Genomic DNA, 19,390 nt, shown 5'->3' with positions numbered 1-19,390 from the left:
TCGGCATGCCCCACAGCAGATTGGCCAGTTCGCGTTCGCCGTCCAGCGCATTGCGCACCACCGGGCCTGGCTGGTTGGGATAGATGTCGATGGACGGTTCGAGATTGCCGAGGATATCGCGCAAGGCGCTTGTCCATTGGCGGATGGCCTCCTGGCTGGTCGTGATATTGTAAAGATTGCACATTTCAGGCCGTTCCCGGATGCTCAGGCATCTTGTTGGAAACGGTCCAAAATTTCCAGCGCTGTCCGTTGGGTTGCTGACACGGCAGGCCGTGTCAGCAATGGTTTTGTGAGACCTACCGCGCCGATTGTCTCATAGCTTGTGCGGCGACTGCCGCGAGAAAGGCCCTCGCCGCGGCATCGCAGGCCGCTCGAGACGGGCCTTTGGCGAAAAGAAGAAGCTCGGCGGCTCGAATGTTGAGCCCGTGCTTCCTTGCGAATGTGGCTAGATCGTAAGGCTTGTTGTCGTAAGGTTCGTCGTCGTAGTCGATCGTCAGATCGTAGTTTTCTTTCATTTTCTTCCTCCCTTTAGCGATCTCCCCCCTCCTGTCGCTAACGCAAAATTAACGTCGATGGCGGCGGGCGAGTCCACCAATCAGAGATTGTGTAAAAAACGTACGAGCTCGCATGCTCGCCCTCGCAACGGGCCTGCGAGCAATCGCCGCCGACCGGACCGGTCGAAAGAGCCGATTATGATGGCAATGTTGGAAAGGCTGCCACGGCCTAGTGCTACGAGGTGTCCGCGACGCCTAGCGTGCCTAAATGGCCGGCATTTTCATCTTCCAGGCCCCGGTCCGCAGCCGGCCTCGTTGGGTCCGGCTAAAGGATAAATCCGGCTAATAACACCGTAAGGAGTAGTGACAGCGGAACGGCCGCAAGCCACCAGATCTCCAACGTGTTGTTTTGCAGCGGGTCCATCATCAGCCTCACTTTTTGGTTTGTCATTGTGACACTAACGGTTGGTCGGAGGTAGCGGTTCCAAGCGACGCCGTTCATAGAGCGCTGCGTGTGCTGCATATTAGCAACAGCTTGACGACCGCTACGTACCGCTTGGACAACTTCACTGGCGCCGGTGGATGCGTATTCCGCAGGACTGCAAGCGCCCCTCGGCATCAGTCGTGCGGGGATCGATCGCCGCCCATGATCAGCGCCGAGCCGGTCATGCCCCGGAACCCGATGGCTGCATCTACCTCCGGCCGAAGTCTCGCTACCACCGAGCCGATCCGATGTTCACTCCGGCCAGCGATGCCCGTTTACAGGGACCTAAGTCTGACCTGCCTGCGCAATGGTCTTGTGTACGGCCGGCGTCGGGAACAACTGCGCCAGTCTTCAGTTGATGGCGTCACCTCCTCGAGGAGACATCGGCGCAGAATCAGTCCCTTCATGCGCTGATTAGGGTCCGCCTGCCATTGCTGGATTTGGCAGGCGGACCCTTGGTTCTGTACGCTCCAGATGAAAAGCGGGTAAGCTCGGGATCACTCATCATCCCAGAAATCCCGTAGAGACGTATGGCGGAGGTCTTCCTCGCCCCTGAGATGCTTGACCTGGCTTGACATCCGAGACGACCTCCCAGCGCGCGCGCAGCGGGGTCGCCCTCAGCCTTCCAGCGCCTCGTGCTGGTAAAGCTCGTCCATGCTGAGCGTCGCAAGCGCGGCGAACGGCGCCTGCTTTTTCACACGGCCGTGGCTCAGGATCACGACGTCGTCGCAGAACGAGATGGTGCTGCGATGATGGCTGATGACGATGGTAGTGCGGCGGCCGGCCCGCGACTTGAGCGTCTCGACGATTGCCGCTTCCGACAGGCCGTCCACCGCATTGGTGGCTTCGTCCAGGATCAGGATATCGGGATCGCGCACCAGCGCTCTGGCCAGCGCGATCCGCTGTCGCTGTCCCGCCGAGAGATTGACGCCGCGGTAGCCGACGACTGTCAAGTAACCCTGCGGCAGTTGCTCGATGAAGCCATGCGCTTCGGCCAGTTTTGCCGCGCGCTCGGCGTCATCGGCCGAGGCCGCGTCCTGGCCGTAGATGATGTTGTCGAAAATCGTGCCGTCGACCAGCTCCAGCTCCTGGCTGGCAAGCGCGATGTGCTTTCGCCATTGGCTGGGGTCGATGCGGTCCAGAGGCGATCCATCAACGAGGATCCTGCCGCTATCCGGTTCGACGAAGCGGCACAAAAGATTGACGATCGTCGTCTTACCGGCGCCCGACCGGCCGATCAGCGCGGTCGAGCGGCCGCTACGGATATCGAAGCTCGCCGCATGCAGCACCACCGCGCGCTGCTCCGAGCCGGAATAGGTAAAGGTGACGTCCTCGAACTTGATGCCTTGGCTGAGCCCGGGGAACGCTGCGCTGCCTTGCGGCGGCGCTGGCTTGTCGGATGGGTCCAGCATCCACGTCACCTCTTCCAGCGATCCGCTGAGGCCCTGCAGCTGGCTCCAGGCCATTTGCAACGATCGCATGTAGGGCTGCAGCCGGTAGAGCAGGATGACGAGGGCGACGATCAACGGGAAGCTGACATTGGCGAACCAGGCGCCGATCACCACCGCCAGGAACAGCATGGCGTGCAGAACCTCGGTCAGCGGCGGCAACGCTCCCTGACGCGTCAAAAGCACGAACGCCGCCCGGCGCACCGCATCCGATGCCTGGTCGAAAGCCGCTTTCTCGCGTTGCTCCTGGCCGAAGATGCGGATCAGCCGCCCGGCATGCACCAGATGCAGCATCTGCGATGCGAGCTGGCTGTTGCGGGAGGCGACGCTGCGGCTCGGCGCCTTCAGATTGGCCGACAGCACGGCGTGCGCGACCTGGACCAGCGCCAGACCCAGCGTCACCAGCAGCGTCATTTGCCACGACAGAAGCAGCAGGAAGGCCAATAGGATGATTGCGGCCGATGCATTGACGATTGCCCCCAAAGTGATCTGGATGGCATCCGAGGCCCGCCAGGATTCGTTGGAGATGATGTTGAGCAGCCGTCCGGGACTTTGCTGCAGGAAGAACGGGTAGCCCACCCGCAGCAGCTGCTCCGACAGCGCGCTGCGGATCGAATGGCTCGCCTTGCCGTAGATGAAGGTGGTCAGCAGCGTGTTGGCGAAAGCGAACAGGTTCTTCAGTACGATCGAGCCGAGAATCGCGACGGATATGAGGATCAGGCGGTCGCGCTCGCTCAAACTCGATCCGACATGCTGGAAGACGGCGGAAAAGCCGGCCATGCCGGTCTGCCCCTGCTGCCCCATGATTATGTTCAGCAATGGGATGATCAGGCCGATGCCGAAGCCTTCAAGCGCGGCGCTGAGCAGCCCGAGCACCACCACGGCAGGAAGCAGGCGCAACTGCTTTCTTCCAAGCGCGCGGCGCAGCATCGGCAGGCTGGGCGGCATCAATCGCATGGTGGCGGATCACCTCGCCTCGGCATTTGCCTGTTGCTCCTGTCGCATTTGCGCCGGCTGCGGCGATTTCGCCAGCAAAAGCACCGCGAACTTGGCCGCGCCGAGCAAATTCATGCCGACGATCGGCCAGTGCGACAGCTTGAGTTCACGGTCGAACAGAGGGCCTTTCACCAGTTCGCGCATGGCCGCCCTCATCGACCAGTAGCAATGCCGAAGCAGCCACGGCGCGTGGCGGATATGTTTCAGGCAAAGCCCGCCATTGCCCATGCTGTAGTCGCGGTGCAGCCTTTCGATGGCCTTGCGGTCGCGCCGGCCGTGATGGTGATAGATAGTCATGTCGGGCACATATTCGACCGGGATCCCAAGTAGCACCGCCCGCACTAGATAGTCCGTATCCTCTGCGGAGCGCAGCGGGCCGCCGGCGCCGAACCGTTCGTCGAAACGGCCGATGCGGGCGGCAACGTCGCGGTGCATCGTCATGTTGCAGCCAAGCACGAAGCCGCCGGGATGGACGTCTGGGGTAAGCCGCGCGCGCACCGGCGACCGCTTGATGGTGAACGGCAGGTCGCGAGGATCGCCGATCTCGACGCGGCCACCGCGGATGACCCGTTCGCCGGCCGCATAGTGCCGCTGCAGATCGCGCAAATAATCCTTGTGGACCGCGCAATCATCATCGACGAAGACCAGCACGCGGCCCCGCGCCCGCTCCAGCCCGGCGTTGCGCGCGGCCGCCAATCCGGGTCGCGGCTCGCGAATGGCCGTGAACGGAATGTCCGACAGTTCGGCGATGCTGGCCAGCCGTTTGGCCGTGCTGTCGGTCGAGCCGTTGTCGACAACCACCAGCTCGGCGGCAAAGTCGGCATGGGCACGACACGCGGCCTGGATCGAGCTGATGCAGGGCTCGAGTACGGCGACACGGTCGCGTGTGCAGACAATGAAGCTGACCGCCGGCGCCGGTCCTTGCTGCGGCCGCGGCGACATGGCCGCCGGCACCGTCGAGCGGCCGCGCTGCTGGAGCTGGTGCGATTTGACGAACATGCGTTGCTAGCTCAACTGGTTCGAAGGCAAAACCGCCGCGGCCGGCACGGACTGCAGATACCGCGACAGGGCATCCACCTGCCTGGTGACCGACATCGAGGCGAGACTGAAGCGCGGCGCGAAGGCACCGGTCCGAAACACGTACTGCTCGCGCCGCCGGATGAGGTTCCATTTCGCCGTCCGCGTCAGGAATTCGTGCATCAGCAGCGGCTGCCTTTCCCCCGATATCAGCTGGTAGAGGAAATAGAACAGGTTCAGCGTGCCGGCCTGGTAGCTCGGCCTCGTCTCGGCCGGCAGTGCCGAAATCCTTTCTTCCAGCGCAAGGATCCATTCGGCGGCACGGCGAACCGTGTCCATCGACAGGACCTCAACGATGTCGCGCAGGCCTTGCGTCTCTTGTGCGAGCCCTTCGCGCTCGAGGTTCTCGGCGACGATCTTCAAATGGGTCCTGCGCATTTCGCGCTTGTGCCTGTTGGTCACGCTGTCGTCATGGATACGATAGGCGATCAGGCTTTCGGGGATCATGGCCGCCGGGTAGCGGTCGGTCAGCCGCCTGAACAGGTCGAAATCCTCGGCATGCTTGTAGCTTTCGTCATAAAATAGAACGCTCTCTTCGATGACCTTCCTGTTGTAGACGACCGTGGAATGCATGAAGATCGTGAAGAACATCGACAGTATTCGCAGGATATTGTCCTGGAATATCGGATCGGGCGAACCCCTGACGATGCGGTTGCCGAGCAAGGTATCGAAACCCGCGCCGCATAGAGCCAGGTCAGGCTGCTGGTTGAACAGCGCGACCTGCCGCGACAGGCGCTGGGGATAGGCGATGTCGTCGGCGTCCATCCTGGCGACCAGATCGCCGCGCGCCACGGCCAGGCCTTCGTTCAAAGTTGCGATCAGGCCACGGTTTTCGCGTGAGATGATCGAGATGCGATTGTCGGTCTGGCGGTATTTCTGCAGGATCTGCAGCGAGTTGTCGGTCGAGCCGTCATCGATGGCGATGACCTCCAGACGCTCGTAATCCTGGCGCAGGACGCTGCCCAGCGCAGCGGCGAGATAAGGTCCCGCATTGTAGATCGGCAGCAGAACGGAAACCAAGGGAGCAGCAGCCATGATCAGCTCCGATCGGTTCGGTGCAGCTTGCGCGGCAAGGGTGACGTGCCACCATCAAGCGGCCTGCCCGGATATGCTCCGGCCGCGAGCCATCCGGCATTGCCCACGTCCATGCCTGCCGAGATGGCGCCTGGGCCTTTTCCAGCAACATAGGGGAAGTGGCGCTTGAGGCTGTTGAGCGGCTTTTCGAAAAGCAGCCACGAAACCGAAGCCAGCATGAGCGTCGCAGTTCCCGCGACCAGGAACCGCCCCGGCCCTTGCTCCGAGACGTTGAGCGAGATCCAGGGCTGGGACTTAACGACCAACGCCAGCACTATCGGATGGTAGAGATAGACGCCGTAGCTGATGCAGCCAAGGCCAAGCAGCGGCGGCAGTTCGAGAAGTTTTCCGATATAGCCGCCAACCCCTGTCGAACAGCTTGCAACGATGACCACCAGCGGTACGAGAGGCAGTATCTGCAACAGCAGCCAGAGGCCCCATTCCTGCACCGGATTTGCCGGCGCCGGCGCAAACCACTGTAGAACGAAAAACGCCACCGCGAGCCCCGGCCAGCCATTTCGAAGCCATTGCGGCAAGCCGGCTGTTCTTGACCGGTAGGCGGCGAGCAGCGCGCCTGACGCCAGTGCATCCATCGACGCCGGCGGCAGCAGGTCGCGCGCCAAACCAGGCGTTCCAGCGATCGGCCAATAAAACCGATAGGCCAGCGACAGCACGATAACGCCGATGCAGATCGCTTCGAGGCGCTGGCGCGGCGCCAGCAGGACGATCAGCGGCCAGGCGATATAGAACTGCTCCTCGATGCTCAGGCTCCAGAAATGGCAGAGCAGCCAGGGCGTCCATTCATTCTGCGCCGCGTACCAGAAATTCGACAGATAGAACGCATGCCAGGCCAGCGATCCTCTGGACTGCTCCAGGTCCACCAGCCAGACGAAACCCAGCACGGCGAAATAAGGCGGGAATATCCGCAGCGCCCGCCTGATATAGAAGGATTTCAGCGCCGGTCCGGTTTCGAATTCGGCGGTCGAGCGGGCTTCGAGCAGCAGGCGGGTGATCAGAAAGCCGCTCAGCACGAAGAACAGACGCACGCCGATATGGCCCCAGAACGAGGACCCTCCAGCCGCGAAGAAATGGGAATACAGCACCATCGTCACGGCGATGGCCCTCAGCGCGTCCAATTGGGTGTCGCGCGCATTTCCCATTAGTGACGTACGCCGGCGGGACGGCGAAACTGCCAATCGGTCAATATAGCGGCTTCGTTCACGGCGCATTCCAATCGGAAGCGCCCCCCTTGCGCAGAATAGGACCACCATTGTGCAACGCAACACAAAAAGTTGACACATTTGAAACAGGAACGTGAGGCACGGCTAATAAAAGCCAAAAAACAGCAGGAACCAGCCCGAATTGTCCATTTTTGACGATTTTCTCGCACTCCCTTGGCCCGCCGATATCGGCGGCAGGGTGCTGCGATGCAGCATGTTCGCCGCCATCACGGGCGCGCAAGATCTGGGTCTGGACACAGATGCCCCCACAGGACCGGCCGGCAACCGACGCTCGGCGACCTTTTTGCTGCGCTGGCGCGGCTGCTGTTAACGCGACAACAGTGGAGCAAGCGCAAGCTTCCCCCTCCGAGTTACGCCTCCTTGCTGGCATTCGCGAGCACCACTGCGCGACGCTCCGGGAGCCCCAATCCGACGAGCGCGCCGGCGAGCGAGAGCAGAGCGGAGACGTCGATTGCCGAGGTGAAGCCATCGCTGAACGCGTCGGTGGACGAGAAGCTTCCAGTGCCGGCGAACACCGCACCGGCGATCGCGATCCCGGATACGCCACCAAGGAAGCGGAATGTGTTGAACGTGCCGGCAGCCTTGCCGACCTCCGGCCGGGCGACCGCATTGAGAACCGCGTTCTGCGCGGCAGGCATGGCCATCGACACGCCGGCACCGGTAATGATCAGCGGGGCGACTAGCTGGATATAGGGCAGATCAGGTGCTGCGATCTGCGCCAGCCAGGCCATTCCAGCCGCTTGCAAGATCAATCCGGCCACGACAAGCCAGCGCTCGCCAACGCGGTTGATCAGGCTGCCGGCGATCGGTGCGACCACGAAAAGCGTGGCGGTCCAAGGCAGCAATCCCATGCCGGCGCCGAGCGGCCCACGGCTCTGGGCAAACTGCAGAAACTGCGGCAACAGGAACACGAGGCCATACATGGCGACGCAAAGCAGGAAGTTCGCCCCTACGCCCGAGGAGAATGCGCGCGCCCGAAAGAACCGCAAAGGCAGCATGGGCTCACGGGTACGCAGCTGCCAAAGGACGAATGCGATGGCCAGAAGCAGCCCGGCCGTCAGCGCCGACAGCACTTCAGAGCTGCTCCAGCCCACAATGTTGCCGCGCATCAGACCCCAGACCACTCCAAATGCCGCCGCAGTTACCAGGACGACGCCGAGGACATCGATTGCCGTGCCCGGCCCGTAACTCTCCGGAATCCGACGCATCACCAGCGGGATGAGAACGATGCCGATCGGAACATTGAGCCAGAATATCCAGTGCCAGGAGAGGCCTTCGGAAATCGCACCGCCCGCCATCGGGCCGATGATCAGGGCCAGGCCGGTGATGCTGCTGAAGATACCCAGCGCCTTGCCTCGCTCCTCCGGGGGAAAAGCGACGCTCAGCAGCGCCATCGCCAGCGGCATGACCATTGCGGCACCTGCGCCCTGGACCGCACGCGCCGCAATCAGCAATCCGGCATTGCCAGCGAGCGCGCAGGCAACCGACGCTGCGACGAACAACGCCAATCCGGCAACGAGCGTACGGCGGCGGCCGAACCGGTCACCGAGCGCAGCCCCGGTCATGAGCAGGACGGCAAAACTCAAATTATAGGCGTTCATCGTCCATTGCAGCGTCTCCAGCGAGGCATCGAGCTCGACCCGCATCGTGCTCAATGCCGTCGCCACGACCATCGCATCGAGAACGACCATCAAGGAGCCTATCGACGTGAGGGCGAGAACCCAGACCTTCGTTGATCCCGCACTTTGCTTGCTCATGACTATGGCGCCTCCGGCTTGAACAAAGGGCCCGCCAGGTTACGGGCCCGTGATCCAGAGACGCGTAGGAACCATCAAAGGATTCCAGCAAGAGAAAGTTTTTTCGACCGAATCCTTTTGCCATCGTCGAGCGTCTATAAGACGCTGCGCCTGATGACGGGCGCCTGCCTGGGAGATACGCATGAAATTGATCCTTGTGCGATGACCGGATCCGCAACCGGCACCCCAGAAGGACGGGAGCCATTTGATCGGCTGCTCGGCGAATTGCGGCCGAAACTGCACCGCTATTGTGCCCGCATGACCGGTTCGGTGATCGATGCCGAGGATGTCGTCCAGGAAGCTACGGTCAAGGCGCTTGAGGCGTTCCCCGGGACCGGGCCGATTGCCAATGTCGAGGGCTGGCTGTTCCGCATCGCTCACAATGCCGCGCTCGACCACCTGCGCCGTCGTGCCAGGTTGGATGCCGCGCATGTCGTTGAGGATATCGATATGATCCCTGACCCCGGTATGTCGGCCGAGGGTCGACACACTGCAGCCGCAAGCCTGCAGACCTTCATGCGCCTGCCCGCGGCGCAGCGTAGCAGCGTCATCCTCATGGATGTGCTCGGCTATACGATCGAAGAGATCGGCAACATTATCGACAGCAGCGTTCCGGCGGTGAAAGCCGCACTGCATCGCGGCCGTCTGCGCCTGCGCCAAGTCGCCGGCGAGCCTCACGATCGGCCTGTGCCGGTGTTGGCCGAGCCCGAACGGGCGCGTCTGGCAGCCTATGTAGAGCGGTTCAACGCCCGCGACTTCGATGCGATCCGCGACATGCTGGCCGAGGACGTCCGGCTTGATCTCGTCAACCGGCTCCGGGCGAGTGGCCGCACGAAAGTGGGCCGGTACTTCCACAATTACGCGGGTATCCACGATTGGCGGCTGCTTCCAGGCCTGGTGGATCGGCAGCCAGCCATTCTTGTGATCGATCCGGACGACTCGGCCGGAGGGCTAAAATACTTTATCCTGCTGGAATGGGCCGGCGACAGATTGGCGAGAATTCGCGATTTCCGCTATGCGCGCTATACGCTTGACGGCGCCGAGGTGGTGCCTCTGCGGGCATAGCAATTCGCGTTTCATAATGCCGAACAAACACTGCCAGCTATTTTTGGATCGCGGCCGCTTGCCATCCAAGCGGCCGCCCTTTCCCGCCGATCCTGCTTTAAGCCGGTTGCAACTCCCTGCGCGGCAGCGGCGGGAAGGCGATAGCAATCGCCATCGCGCCAAGCCCGACAAGGGCCGAGCCGATGAACAGCCAGGAATAGCTGGCATAGGCATCGAACACCATGCCGCCGGCGAGCGGGCCGAAAGCCATGCCGAGGCTGGACAGCATGGTTACTGCACCGAACACCGTGCCGAGGATGCGCTGGCCGAAATATTCGCGCGCCAGCACCGCATAGAGCGGCATGACGCCGCCATAGGTGGCGCCGAAGATGACGGCGAGCGTGTAGAATTGACCAAGCTCGCTGACCGCCAGATAGGCGGCGATAACCACGGCCTGTATGGCCAGCCCGGTGATCAGCACCGGTTTAACGCCCAACCGATCGGCAAGCACGCCGTAAAGCAGCCGGCCACCCAGCCCTGCCAGGCCCTCGATGCTGTAGATGCTGACCGCCGCCATCGGCGCTATGCCGCACAGCATCGCATAGCTCACCATGTGGAAGATCGGCCCGGAATGCGCCGCGCAGCAGGCAAAGAAGGTCAGTCCCAACACGATGAATTGCGGCGAGCGCAGCGCCTGCGCAACCGTCATGCCGGCACCCTCGGCCGCAACGCTTGGGGCAGCGCCGTCGGCAGCGGGCTTGGGCGGCTGGCGCACCAGAAGCGCGGCCGGCAGTAGCAGCACCCACGCGGTTATGCCGATGTCGAACATCGCGGTGCGCCAGTCGTAGGCCGAAATCAGCCAGCGGGCGAACGGCGAGATGGTCATCGGCGCCACGCCCATGCCGGCCGAGACCAGCGAGACGGCGAGGCTGCGGTTCGTGTCGAACCAGGCGGAGGTCAGCGCGATCATCGGCGCGAAGAAGGCGCTTGCCGCGAGGCCGACGAGCACGCCGTAGGCCAACTGGAAAACGAGCAGCGAACCGGCGCGGCTGGCCAGGACCAGCGCCAGGCCGAGCAGCACGGCGCCGGTCATGACGACGATGCGGGCGCCAAAGCGGTCGTAAATGGCGCCCCAGGCGAAGCCGCCGAGGCCCATTACCAGGAAGTTCAGCGTCATCGCACTCGATATGCCGGCGCGCGACCATTGTGTGTCGAGCGCCATCGGTTCGAGAAAGATCGCCAGCGAGAACATCGCCCCGAGGGCGACACAGGTCATCAGCGCGCCAGCCGCGACGATAACCCAACGATAGGGAAGGCTCATTTCACTTTTCTCCCATGCCGGAAGCGTTGATACGGCACGACCTTTTCGAGCTCCGCCGAGCCGCTTGCGTCCGAAGGACGTTGGAGATGTCTTGAATCCGACAATCCGGTTGCATTTTTTATCCAGTCGGCGCGATGGCGCCATTCCACGGCTTTCTGGATTGACCGCGCACCATTCGAAGCTAGACTTCCAACCGGCGATCAGGAGCTGTCAAGCATGGCAAATCAGGAACTTCATCGCGGGCGTCTCATCGACCACCTCCAGCTGGTGGTCAGGGATATTGCGGCCAGCCGTCGTTTCTACGAGGCGGTTCTCAACGTGCTCGGCATACCGATCGGTGGCGCCGGCGATGGTTATTTCTGGGCCGACGAGCTGTTCATCTCCAGCCCCGACAGCCCGGCGGCCCTGGGAAAGCTGACCGGCCGCCATCACCTGGCCTTCCAGGCAAATGACCGCGCCATGGTCGACGCATTCTACAGGGCCGGCCTCGACGGCGGCGGCACCGACAATGGCGCGCCCGGCGAACGATCCTACCATCCCGGCTATTACGCCGCCTTCCTGCTCGACCCCGACGGCAACAACATCGAGGCCGTCCACCACGGCGCGGCCAACCGCAGCGCCGATTCAGTGAAGATCACGTTCTAGCTTCGGGTAAGGGTGGTTCGCACCGGCCGGCACGGTTGGTCTCTGCCAAAAGCTGGGTGTTTGCGTCATAGACCATGCGTCTGCCCTATCGCGTCAGCGCAGCCATTTGGCCTGCAAGGAAATCGACGAACAGCCGCGCCCGGACCGGCAGCTGTCGCCCGTAGGCATGGACTATGTGCACCGGCATGGTTGGCATCGCCACCTCGGGCAGGATGCGGACCAGGCGACCCGCGTCGAGATCGTCCTGCACGGCAAACCGCATCAGATGCGCGATGCCGGCGCCGGCAAGTGCGGCATTGCGGATGGCGCCGCCGTCATCGGTATCGAGCCGCCCATCCGGCACGATCATCGTACCGTCGGCAAATGTGACCGGATAAGGCCGGCCAGCCATCTGGTGGCGGACGAATTCATGGTCCCGTAAATCCTCGACCGATGCCGGACGGCCGCGCCGCTCGACATAGGCCGGTGAGGCCACCAGCATGATCGGCAGATTGGCGATCTTGCGCGCGACGAGCCCGGTGTCTGAGAGCGGCCCCATGCGCACCGCAACGTCATAGCCTTCGCGGATCAGATCGGCGTGACGGTCGGTGACGCTGAGCTCCAGTTTGACTGCGCCGTGCTGCGCAAGGAACGCTTGCGCCCATGCCGCGATCAGGCCACGCCCAAGCTCGACCGGCGCTGTAACGCGCAGCAGGCCGCGCGCCGTATCGGCCATCTGGACGATGTCTTCGGCATCGTCCAGCGCCCTGAGCAGCGGCGCCACGCGCTCGTAATAAGCGATGCCTTCGCTGGTCAGCCCGAGCCGGCGCGTCGAGCGCTGGATCAGCCTGACGCCGAGCCGACGCTCGAGCCGCGCCACGCTTTTCGACACTGCCGACGGGCTGGAGCCGACCAGCCGGCTGGCGGCATGGAACGAGCCGGCATCGACCGTGCGGACGAAGGCGACGAGACCGGCGGTCTTTTCGAGGATGGTGGTCATTCCGGAATTCCAGGCACGAAAGAACGGATTGCGGGCACCATAATACGCGTTTCGATCATGATTAAATACCGCTCATCGTCAACAAAGGAGAGATTTGATGAGCAAGCTGAACGGCAAGGTCGCCATCGTCACCGGCGCCTCCAGGGTATCGGCGCCGCCATCGCCAAGAGTCTTGCCACGGCCGGCGCCGCAGTGGTCGTCAACTACGCCTCGTCACGGGAAGGCGCCGACCGCGTCGTCGCCGAGATCGAGGACCGTGGCGGCCGCGCCGTCGCCGTCCAGGGCGACGTGTCGCTAGCGGCTGATGTGCGCCGCCTGTTCGAGGCGGCGAAATTGGAGTTTGGCGGGCTCGACATATTGGTCAACAATGCCGGAGTCTTCGCATTCGAGCCGCTGGAAGCGGTTACCGAGGCCGAGTTTCACCGCGAGTTCGACACCAATGTGTTGGGCATCATTCTGACCACGCAAGCAGCAGTGAACCATTTTGGCGCGGGCGGCGGCAGCATCATCAACATAAGCTCGGTCGCCAGCCGCAATCCGCAGCCGAACTCGCTCGTCTACGCCGCGACCAAAGGTGCGGTGGACACGATCACGCTGTCGATGTCGCGGGAGCTCGGCGCACGCAACATCCGCGTCAACGCCATCGCGCCCGGCGGCATCGATACCGAGGGCCTCGCGCGCATCGGCATCGTCGGCAGCGAATTCGAGAAGCAGATTATAGCCATGACGCCGCTCGGTCGCTTCGGCCTGCCCGACGACGTCGCCCGCGTCGCGGTGTTCCTCGCGTCCGACGAAGCGTCATGGCTGACCGGCGAGCGCATCACCGCCTCCGGTGGCTGGCGATAGGCATGGAGGGCGCGAACCTGCCGGCTCGCGGACCGTGCCACCCGCGGCGCGACGCACTGCAATCGATGACGGGTGCGATCCAAGCCCTATGTAGCAGCGAGGGAGGAGCGCCGTGCGCCATCGATGACGGCGAGAAGCCAGGGAGGTAACGGATGACGGGCGACGAAAAAGCAATCCGAAAGCTGGTCGGGACGTGGATGGATGCGAGCAAGCGTGGAGACATCGCAACCGTCCTCAGCTTGATGACGGACGATGCGATCTTCATGGTTCCCGGCCGGGAACCCTTCGACAAGGAGATCTTCGCGGCAGCCGCGCTGGAGACGGCCGGCGTTCATATCGACGGCACGAGCGATATCGTGGAACTACAGCTTCTCGGCAATTGGGCCTTCATCCGCAGCCGCATCGATATGACCGCGACGCCGCCGGACGGGAAGCCAGTCCATCGATCGGGATATGCGCTGACGCTCCTGCGCAAGGAGGCGGATGGTGAGTGGCGGCTCGCGCGCGACGCAAACCTGCTGACCGTGCAAGGCTAGAGCCGGTCTCCGGCATCTCTGCACCTGGGCGAAGATGCGATGCAGGTCGCTCTGATCCTCCTCCACTGATCACACCGGCAAGAGGGCGTTCGGCTTGACATCGGCGATGGAGGCGAAAGTGTGCGTTTCGCGCACGCCGGGCAGCGGCAGGATGACCCGCTGCAGGAAATCCTGGAACACCGCCATATCGGCGATCCGCGCCTTGACCAGATAATCGAAACCGCCAACCACCATATGGCACTCCAGAACCTCCGGAGCTTTCGCCACGGCTTCGGCGAAGCGGTCAAAGACATGAGGCGCCGTGTGGTCAAGCCGGACCTCGATGAACACCAGCGTTCCCCGGCCGACCTTGCGCGGATCAAGCACGGCCCTGACCGCGGTGATGAACCCGTCGCGGAACAGGCGCTTCACCCGCTGGCTGGTTCCAGTTGGCGACAGCCCGACACGCCCGGCAAGATCAAGCGTCGTCCGGCGTCCGTCTTCCTGGAGCAACCGGAGCAGGCTGCGGTCTATCTGGTCGAGGTCGCTCATTTCACAATCCACGCTATCTGAGGGATTTGCGTGTTGATTTCACGCAGAGATGCCGAAATCGACGTATTTCATAACATAAAACCTCGCAATAGCCTGCGCTTCCCTCACCGCTGAGAGCAAACGTGGTGAGCCGATTTCGAACACAGGAGTGCAGGATGACCAAGGAAGCGTTCAGCCCAGCCGGCAGGAGTGCGGCGGAAATCAGCAAGGGAGCGACCGAGATCCTGGTGCTGAGCGAAGCCGACGTGATGGAATGCATCGACCTCAGTCAGCTTCTCGATGTTCTGGAAGACGGCTTCAAGGCGCTGTCACAAGGCAAGGTCGTCAATCCACCCCGACCACAACTCGACATCCCCGGGGCCGGCTACAGCCTCGCCATGCCGGCCTGGATGGAGGGCATGAACCTGACCGTCAAGATCGTCAACGTCTTCGAAGGCAACCTGGCCAAGAACCTGCCCAGCCACCTCGCCACCATCAGCCTGTTCGATCCGCTGTCCGGCCTGCCGGTTTGTATCATGGACGGCACCTTCATAACCGCGGTGCGGACCTCCGGCTCCGCCGTGCTGTCGGTGCGCGCGCTTGCGCGCCGGGATGCCAGGATAGCGACCGTGGTGGGCGCCGGCGTGCAGGCCAACCAGCACCTGCATCTGTTGCCGCTGGTGCGCGACTTTGCCGAAATCCGTGTCGCTTCAAAGAGTTTCGACGATGCGGCAGCGCTTGCCCGGCTGCATCCGTCGGTGGTGGCGGTCGCCGACCTCGAGGCAGCAGTGCGCAGTTCCGACGTGGTGTGCCTGGCGACCCACTCCTACCAGCCGGTGATCGACGCAGGCTGGGTCCAGCCAGGCACGCATGTCTCGTCGGTCGGGGTGGCGCCGCCCGGCGGTGAAATGCCGTTCGAGCTCATCGGCAGATCCAGTCTTTTTGTCGAAACCAGGGATGCATTCAAACCGACCCCGGTCGGATCTTGCGAGCTTGCCGGCTTCGACCCGGATTTCGGCATCGAGCTTGGCGCCATGCTGCTCGACCGCGCGCCGGGCCGCGTTTCGGATCAAGAGATCACCACCTACAAGGCGATGGGCATTGCGATGGAAGACATGGTCGCTGCCGACCTCGTCTATCGTTGCGCCCGGCGTCTGCGCAAGGGAAAGCTCATCGTGCTGTAGGCGCGCGCCGCGCGCCAGGCGGGATCGACGGTGCTGACAATGGCGCTTTCGCACAAGCGGCCGGGCTAAAGGCCGGCCCCTCAGGCCGGCTCGCGCTTCAGCGCCTGCGCCATGCAGTGAATGCCGCCGCCGGTCTTCGAGATCTCGCTCATGTCGATGGCCGCCACCTCGAAGCCGCGCGCCTTGAGCTGACCGATCAGCGTCTGGCTCGAGGTCGGCGCGATGACCCGGTCCTTGCCCAGCGACATGAAGTTGCAGCCGAGCGCCATCGTGTCCGGGAACGGCACGTCGATGATCTCGTGGCCCTTGCCCTTCAGCCAGTCGACGATGCCCGGCTCCGTGCAGGCGAGGCAGACAGCGGTCAGTTTTTCAGCGATCGGCACCACCATCAGGTCGATATGGACATAATATTCGTCGATGAAGGCGATCCGGGTCTCCCAGCCCTCCTTGTCGAACCAGGCCTGCACCTGGCGCGCGCCCTCCTCCTGCGTGCGGGCGCCGCCGCAGCCGATCAGCACCATGCCGTCCTCGATGACGTTGAAGTCGCCGCCTTCGAAGGTGCCGGCGGTGACCATGTCGTAGATCGGAATGCCGAGCCTCTCATAGGTGCGGATCGCCGCGTAGTTCTCGCCGCGCCGCCACCATTGCGACATGGCGGTGATGATGGCGCCGTACGGCGTCATGACGCTGGAATCGCGCGAATAGACCTGCATCGGCAGCTCCGGCGTTGGCTCGTGCCAGTGGGTGTTGACGCCGAAATGCTCATAGGCGGCGACCAGGTCCTTGTGCTGCGCCTGCGCGATCTGGACGTTGCACGGCGCCTCCCGCAGATGTTTGCGCGACAGCGAACTGGTCGAGAGATGACGCAGGAAATTCGGCGAGCCGAGCAGCACGTCGGTCAGCACGTCGGTCTCGTTGGCGAAGCCCCAGGCGGTCAGCGGCTTGGTTCCGCCGGCCGGGTTGCGGCGCTGCAGCGAAAACGGCTCGGTGACGATGCGGTCATGGACGGTCATGGGGTTTCTCCTCGTGAAGGGCGGCTTGGTTGATGTTGATCATGCGGCTTGGTTGCTTGGTATCCACCAATCCCGTCCGCGCGGGGTGGTGATGTATTCCGGCCAGCGAAATCCGATTGGCGGATCGTAGTCGCAGAGCGGCGCGATCCAGTTCGAGCCACCGATGCCGCCGCCGGTGCGGGTGACGAATTCATCCATCGCAGCGTCGCGCGCAGCCTCGTCTTCCAACAGGCGAAGTGCTGCCAGCGCGGCCGTCTTTGCGGCGCAGATGACCATCGGGTCGATGGTGGCAGAAATGCCGCCCAGCGCATTCATCGCCCAGGACGAAAACGCGTGGCCGTTCTCGGATCGCAGCGCCGGCCGGGCGACGTAGAATCGTGCCGTCGGTGTATGCCACGACATGTCGGTGTAATCGTCGGAGGTGGAATTGAGCTGCGATGGCGGCAAGTCACGGCGCAGGATCGCCTCGGCATCCTGCGGTGCAATCAGCCGCTCCAGTTCGTCGATGAATGGTTCCTCGGTCGCCTCGCCCCCGGCATTGACCTGGACTTCGCGGGCGATCGCCTTGGCCGTCTCGTCCCAGCACGGGGGCCCGACCGCCGCCAGCGCGTCGAAGGCAATGCCGGCCATGACGTGATTGGCCAGCCCCGGCCGCGACTTCGACACCCAGTGCCGCTCATGGCGGCAGCCGCTCATCCTGGCTGCGGCTTCCGCATTGCGGTCGAGCACGGCGGTGACCTGCTCGGCCATCGCCAGCGTCGGCACACGGATCATGTACTGGATCTCGGCCAGCCCGGCCGGCAGATTGTCGGCGGTCGCCTGGCCCGCCGTCAGGATCGCCTCGCTGATCGACCAGCCGCCCTGATGCGGCAGCATGGAATCGCGCAGCGCCTTGGACGCCATATACATCATCATCATCGCGTCGTTGGCGCCGGGCGCCCTGACCGCCGAATGCGCCTGCGGGATGGGTGCTGCATCGCTTGCGCGAACCCAATTTTCGGGTTCGTCGCACACAAAGCGGTAGATCATCGCATAGGCCGCACCGCAATGTGTGTCCCAGCGCGCCGTGTTGCACAGCGGCAGCATGTAAAATGGATGGAAGGAGATCATGCCCGCCAGCCCATCGTAATAGCCCTTCGCGGCATGGATCGGCTTCGATCCCCTCACCTTCTCCGCCGGCTCGCCGGTGAAGCGCAGCGTGCCTGATATGCCGTGGCGCTGCATCGCCGCCTTGGTCGCCAGCAGCCCGCCGAGGTTGGCAATGCCGAGGCCGGAATGCGGATCGGTGTGGCCGCCGGCCTGTTCGCCCAGCCCCGGGCGCGGTCGCTTCACCGTCGCCGCATCCTGGCAATTGCCGGGCACTGCATCATACTCGGCATACAGGCCGATGGTCGGCCCCGCGCCATTGGTCCAGTGGGCGCAGAAGGCGGTCGGCATGCCGCCAGAACCTTCCTCGACGGAAAAGCCTTCGTGCTTCAGATGCTCGACATACCAGGCGGCCGACTGGTATTCGCGCCAGGCGGTCTCGCCGAAATCGAAGATCGCCCGCGTCCACGCCGATAGCGACGGCTGGATGTCGTCCAGAAAGGCAAGTGCGGTCGCTTGCGCGGAGGTCACCGGTTTCTCCATGGCGGAAAGAAAGCAGTGAAGCGCCCCGCCAAAAAGTGATATGTTTTCCCGGCTCATGCAAATTCGGTTCACCTCTTGAGAATTCCCTCGACGCAGGCGCTGCGCGCCCTCGACAGTTTTGCCCGCCACGGCAGCGTCTGGCGCGCCGCCGACGAACTGCATCTGACCCGCAGCGCAGTCAGCCATCAGCTTCGCCTGCTCGAACGCGATCTCGGCTTCGACCTGCTCGAGCGCATCGGCAAGGGCGTGGCGCTGACGCCGCGCGGCCAGCGCTATGCCAGCGACGTGCGCAAGGCGCTGACGGTGCTGGGCGACGCGGTGACACGCCATGCCGGCACCGGCATCGGCGGCTCGTTCAGCGTCAGTTGTACGCCGGGTTTCGCCTCGCTGTTCCTGTGCACCCATATCGGCGAGTTCCGGCAGATGTACCCCGATGTCGCGCTGCGCATCCTGACGCCGCGGCGTCTCGATGATGTCAGCAATGCCGAGGCCGATGCCTTCATCGCCTTCGGCGTCGGCAATTGGCCGAACCGCGCGGTCGAGCTGTTGTGCGGGATCTCCTTTACGCCGCTGTGCAGCCCGACGCTGCTCAACAAGATCGGCGGCTTCTCCAAGCCGGCAGACGTGCTGCGCGCCAATCTCCTGCATCTCGGCGACACCGAGGACTGGGCGCGCTGGCTGGCGCTGTCCAAGGTCGAGAACCCCGACCCGGAAGGCGGCATCTTCTTTTCCGACATGAACCTGGTCTTTTCGGCGGCGATCGCCGGCCAGGGCATCGCCATGGGCGACGAGCTGACCAGCGGCCGGGCACTGAGCGAAGGCCGGCTGGTCCGCCCCTTCGACATAGCGATCAATTCACCGCGCTCGTATTTTCTGGTTTCCGAGCACGCCAAGGCGGCGCATCCGGTGCTGGAGGCGTTTGGGCGGTGGCTGAGGTCGAAGCTGTCGGAGAACCAGCGTTAATCTCCCCCTCGAGGGCAGGGGAATTGCATATGGCGATTTTGGGGTTGAGTTTAGGCTGAGAAAGGATTCTTTGGAGAGGCAGTTGAGCGAAGGAGCGACTGCCATTTCCT

General features: G+C 63.4%; 17 protein-coding genes and 2 pseudogenes. 7 read left to right on the top strand and 12 right to left on the bottom strand.

Annotated elements, in window-relative coordinates:
- From NKH16_RS33300 to NKH16_RS33275, 6 genes and pseudogenes are all read right to left on the bottom strand, one after another.
- Positions 1 to 184 (bottom strand): annotated as a pseudogene (locus NKH16_RS33300) (SOS response-associated peptidase); the annotation flags it as partial.
- A gap of 112 nt (positions 185 to 296) precedes the next feature.
- Positions 297 to 515: a hypothetical protein gene (locus NKH16_RS33295; RefSeq protein WP_292659780.1), complete on the bottom strand. Its 219-nt coding sequence runs from the start codon at positions 513 to 515 to the stop codon at positions 297 to 299.
- A gap of 1,080 nt (positions 516 to 1,595) precedes the next feature.
- The gene (locus NKH16_RS33290; protein WP_352903695.1) at positions 1,596 to 3,383 is read right to left on the bottom strand and encodes an ABC transporter ATP-binding protein; all 1,788 of its coding nucleotides are present in this window, start codon (positions 3,381 to 3,383) and stop codon (positions 1,596 to 1,598) included.
- 9 nt (positions 3,384 to 3,392) lie between these two features.
- Positions 3,393 to 4,421, bottom strand: a complete 1,029-nt coding sequence (locus NKH16_RS33285; protein WP_502894854.1) for a glycosyltransferase family 2 protein — start codon at positions 4,419 to 4,421, stop codon at positions 3,393 to 3,395.
- Positions 4,422 to 4,427: 6 nt separating this feature from the next.
- Complete coding sequence (locus NKH16_RS33280; protein WP_352744127.1) at positions 4,428 to 5,534, bottom strand: glycosyltransferase family 2 protein; 1,107 nt, start codon at positions 5,532 to 5,534, stop codon at positions 4,428 to 4,430.
- Between the two features lie 2 nt (positions 5,535 to 5,536).
- On the bottom strand, positions 5,537 to 6,733 hold the full coding sequence (locus NKH16_RS33275; protein WP_352744126.1) for an acyltransferase family protein: 1,197 nt from the start codon (positions 6,731 to 6,733) through the stop codon (positions 5,537 to 5,539).
- A 202-nt stretch (positions 6,734 to 6,935) separates the two neighbouring features.
- Here NKH16_RS33275 and NKH16_RS33270 point away from each other — a divergent pair, with 202 nt between their 5' ends.
- Positions 6,936 to 7,124: a hypothetical protein gene (locus NKH16_RS33270; RefSeq protein WP_352578483.1), complete on the top strand. Its 189-nt coding sequence runs from the start codon at positions 6,936 to 6,938 to the stop codon at positions 7,122 to 7,124.
- 40 nt (positions 7,125 to 7,164) lie between these two features.
- Here NKH16_RS33270 and NKH16_RS33265 read toward each other — a convergent pair whose 3' ends face one another.
- Complete coding sequence (locus tag NKH16_RS33265) at positions 7,165 to 8,571, bottom strand: DHA2 family efflux MFS transporter permease subunit (RefSeq protein WP_352744124.1); 1,407 nt, start codon at positions 8,569 to 8,571, stop codon at positions 7,165 to 7,167.
- A 201-nt stretch (positions 8,572 to 8,772) separates the two neighbouring features.
- On the opposite strand from NKH16_RS33265, the gene NKH16_RS33260 reads away from it, so the two are divergent.
- A complete protein-coding gene (locus NKH16_RS33260; protein ID WP_352744123.1) occupies positions 8,773 to 9,675 on the top strand; it encodes a sigma-70 family RNA polymerase sigma factor in 903 nt (300 codons plus the stop codon).
- 97 nt (positions 9,676 to 9,772) lie between these two features.
- On the opposite strand, the gene NKH16_RS33255 is transcribed toward NKH16_RS33260, so the two are convergent.
- The gene (locus tag NKH16_RS33255) at positions 9,773 to 10,975 is read right to left on the bottom strand and encodes an MFS transporter (RefSeq protein WP_352744121.1); all 1,203 of its coding nucleotides are present in this window, start codon (positions 10,973 to 10,975) and stop codon (positions 9,773 to 9,775) included.
- 216 nt (positions 10,976 to 11,191) lie between these two features.
- Here NKH16_RS33255 and NKH16_RS33250 point away from each other — a divergent pair, with 216 nt between their 5' ends.
- Positions 11,192 to 11,620 carry a VOC family protein gene (locus NKH16_RS33250; RefSeq protein ID WP_352744120.1) on the top strand — a complete coding sequence of 143 codons (429 nt, stop codon included), beginning with the start codon at positions 11,192 to 11,194 and terminating at the stop codon, positions 11,618 to 11,620.
- Between the two features lie 85 nt (positions 11,621 to 11,705).
- Here the strand turns inward: NKH16_RS33250 and NKH16_RS33245 are convergent, their stop codons facing one another.
- Positions 11,706 to 12,599 (bottom strand): LysR family transcriptional regulator, encoded by an 894-nt coding sequence (locus NKH16_RS33245; protein WP_352744118.1) that lies wholly within the window; start codon positions 12,597 to 12,599, stop codon positions 11,706 to 11,708.
- Positions 12,600 to 12,696: 97 nt separating this feature from the next.
- Here NKH16_RS33245 and NKH16_RS33240 point away from each other — a divergent pair.
- Together NKH16_RS33240 and NKH16_RS33235 are read left to right on the top strand one after the other, a co-directional pair.
- Positions 12,697 to 13,445: pseudogene (locus tag NKH16_RS33240) on the top strand (SDR family NAD(P)-dependent oxidoreductase).
- A 152-nt stretch (positions 13,446 to 13,597) separates the two neighbouring features.
- On the top strand, positions 13,598 to 13,981 hold the full coding sequence (locus NKH16_RS33235; protein ID WP_352744115.1) for a YybH family protein: 384 nt from the start codon (positions 13,598 to 13,600) through the stop codon (positions 13,979 to 13,981).
- A gap of 69 nt (positions 13,982 to 14,050) precedes the next feature.
- On the opposite strand, the gene NKH16_RS33230 is transcribed toward NKH16_RS33235, so the two are convergent.
- Entirely contained in the window at positions 14,051 to 14,512 is a 462-nt protein-coding gene (locus NKH16_RS33230) for an Lrp/AsnC family transcriptional regulator (protein WP_126105586.1), read from the bottom strand.
- A 155-nt stretch (positions 14,513 to 14,667) separates the two neighbouring features.
- Between NKH16_RS33230 and NKH16_RS33225 the strand changes: the two genes are divergently transcribed.
- Positions 14,668 to 15,675, top strand: a complete 1,008-nt coding sequence (locus NKH16_RS33225; protein WP_352744113.1) for an ornithine cyclodeaminase family protein — start codon at positions 14,668 to 14,670, stop codon at positions 15,673 to 15,675.
- Positions 15,676 to 15,755: 80 nt separating this feature from the next.
- Here the strand turns inward: NKH16_RS33225 and NKH16_RS33220 are convergent, their stop codons facing one another.
- On the bottom strand, positions 15,756 to 16,688 hold the full coding sequence (locus NKH16_RS33220; RefSeq protein ID WP_352743682.1) for a dimethylarginine dimethylaminohydrolase family protein: 933 nt from the start codon (positions 16,686 to 16,688) through the stop codon (positions 15,756 to 15,758).
- Between the two features lie 39 nt (positions 16,689 to 16,727).
- Complete coding sequence (locus NKH16_RS33215) at positions 16,728 to 18,317, bottom strand: zinc-binding metallopeptidase family protein (RefSeq protein WP_352903697.1); 1,590 nt, start codon at positions 18,315 to 18,317, stop codon at positions 16,728 to 16,730.
- 75 nt (positions 18,318 to 18,392) lie between these two features.
- Here NKH16_RS33215 and NKH16_RS33210 point away from each other — a divergent pair, with 75 nt between their 5' ends.
- Positions 18,393 to 19,280, top strand: coding sequence for a LysR substrate-binding domain-containing protein (locus NKH16_RS33210; RefSeq protein WP_023677271.1), 888 nt, complete (start codon positions 18,393 to 18,395; stop codon positions 19,278 to 19,280).
- The last annotated feature ends 110 nt before the right edge of the window (positions 19,281 to 19,390 follow it).

Source organism: Mesorhizobium sp. M1307 (assembly GCF_040318155.1).
Taxonomy (GTDB): domain Bacteria; phylum Pseudomonadota; class Alphaproteobacteria; order Rhizobiales; family Rhizobiaceae; genus Mesorhizobium.
Note: the sequence above shows the minus strand (reverse complement) of the source record. Positions and strands in the feature narration are given on the sequence as shown.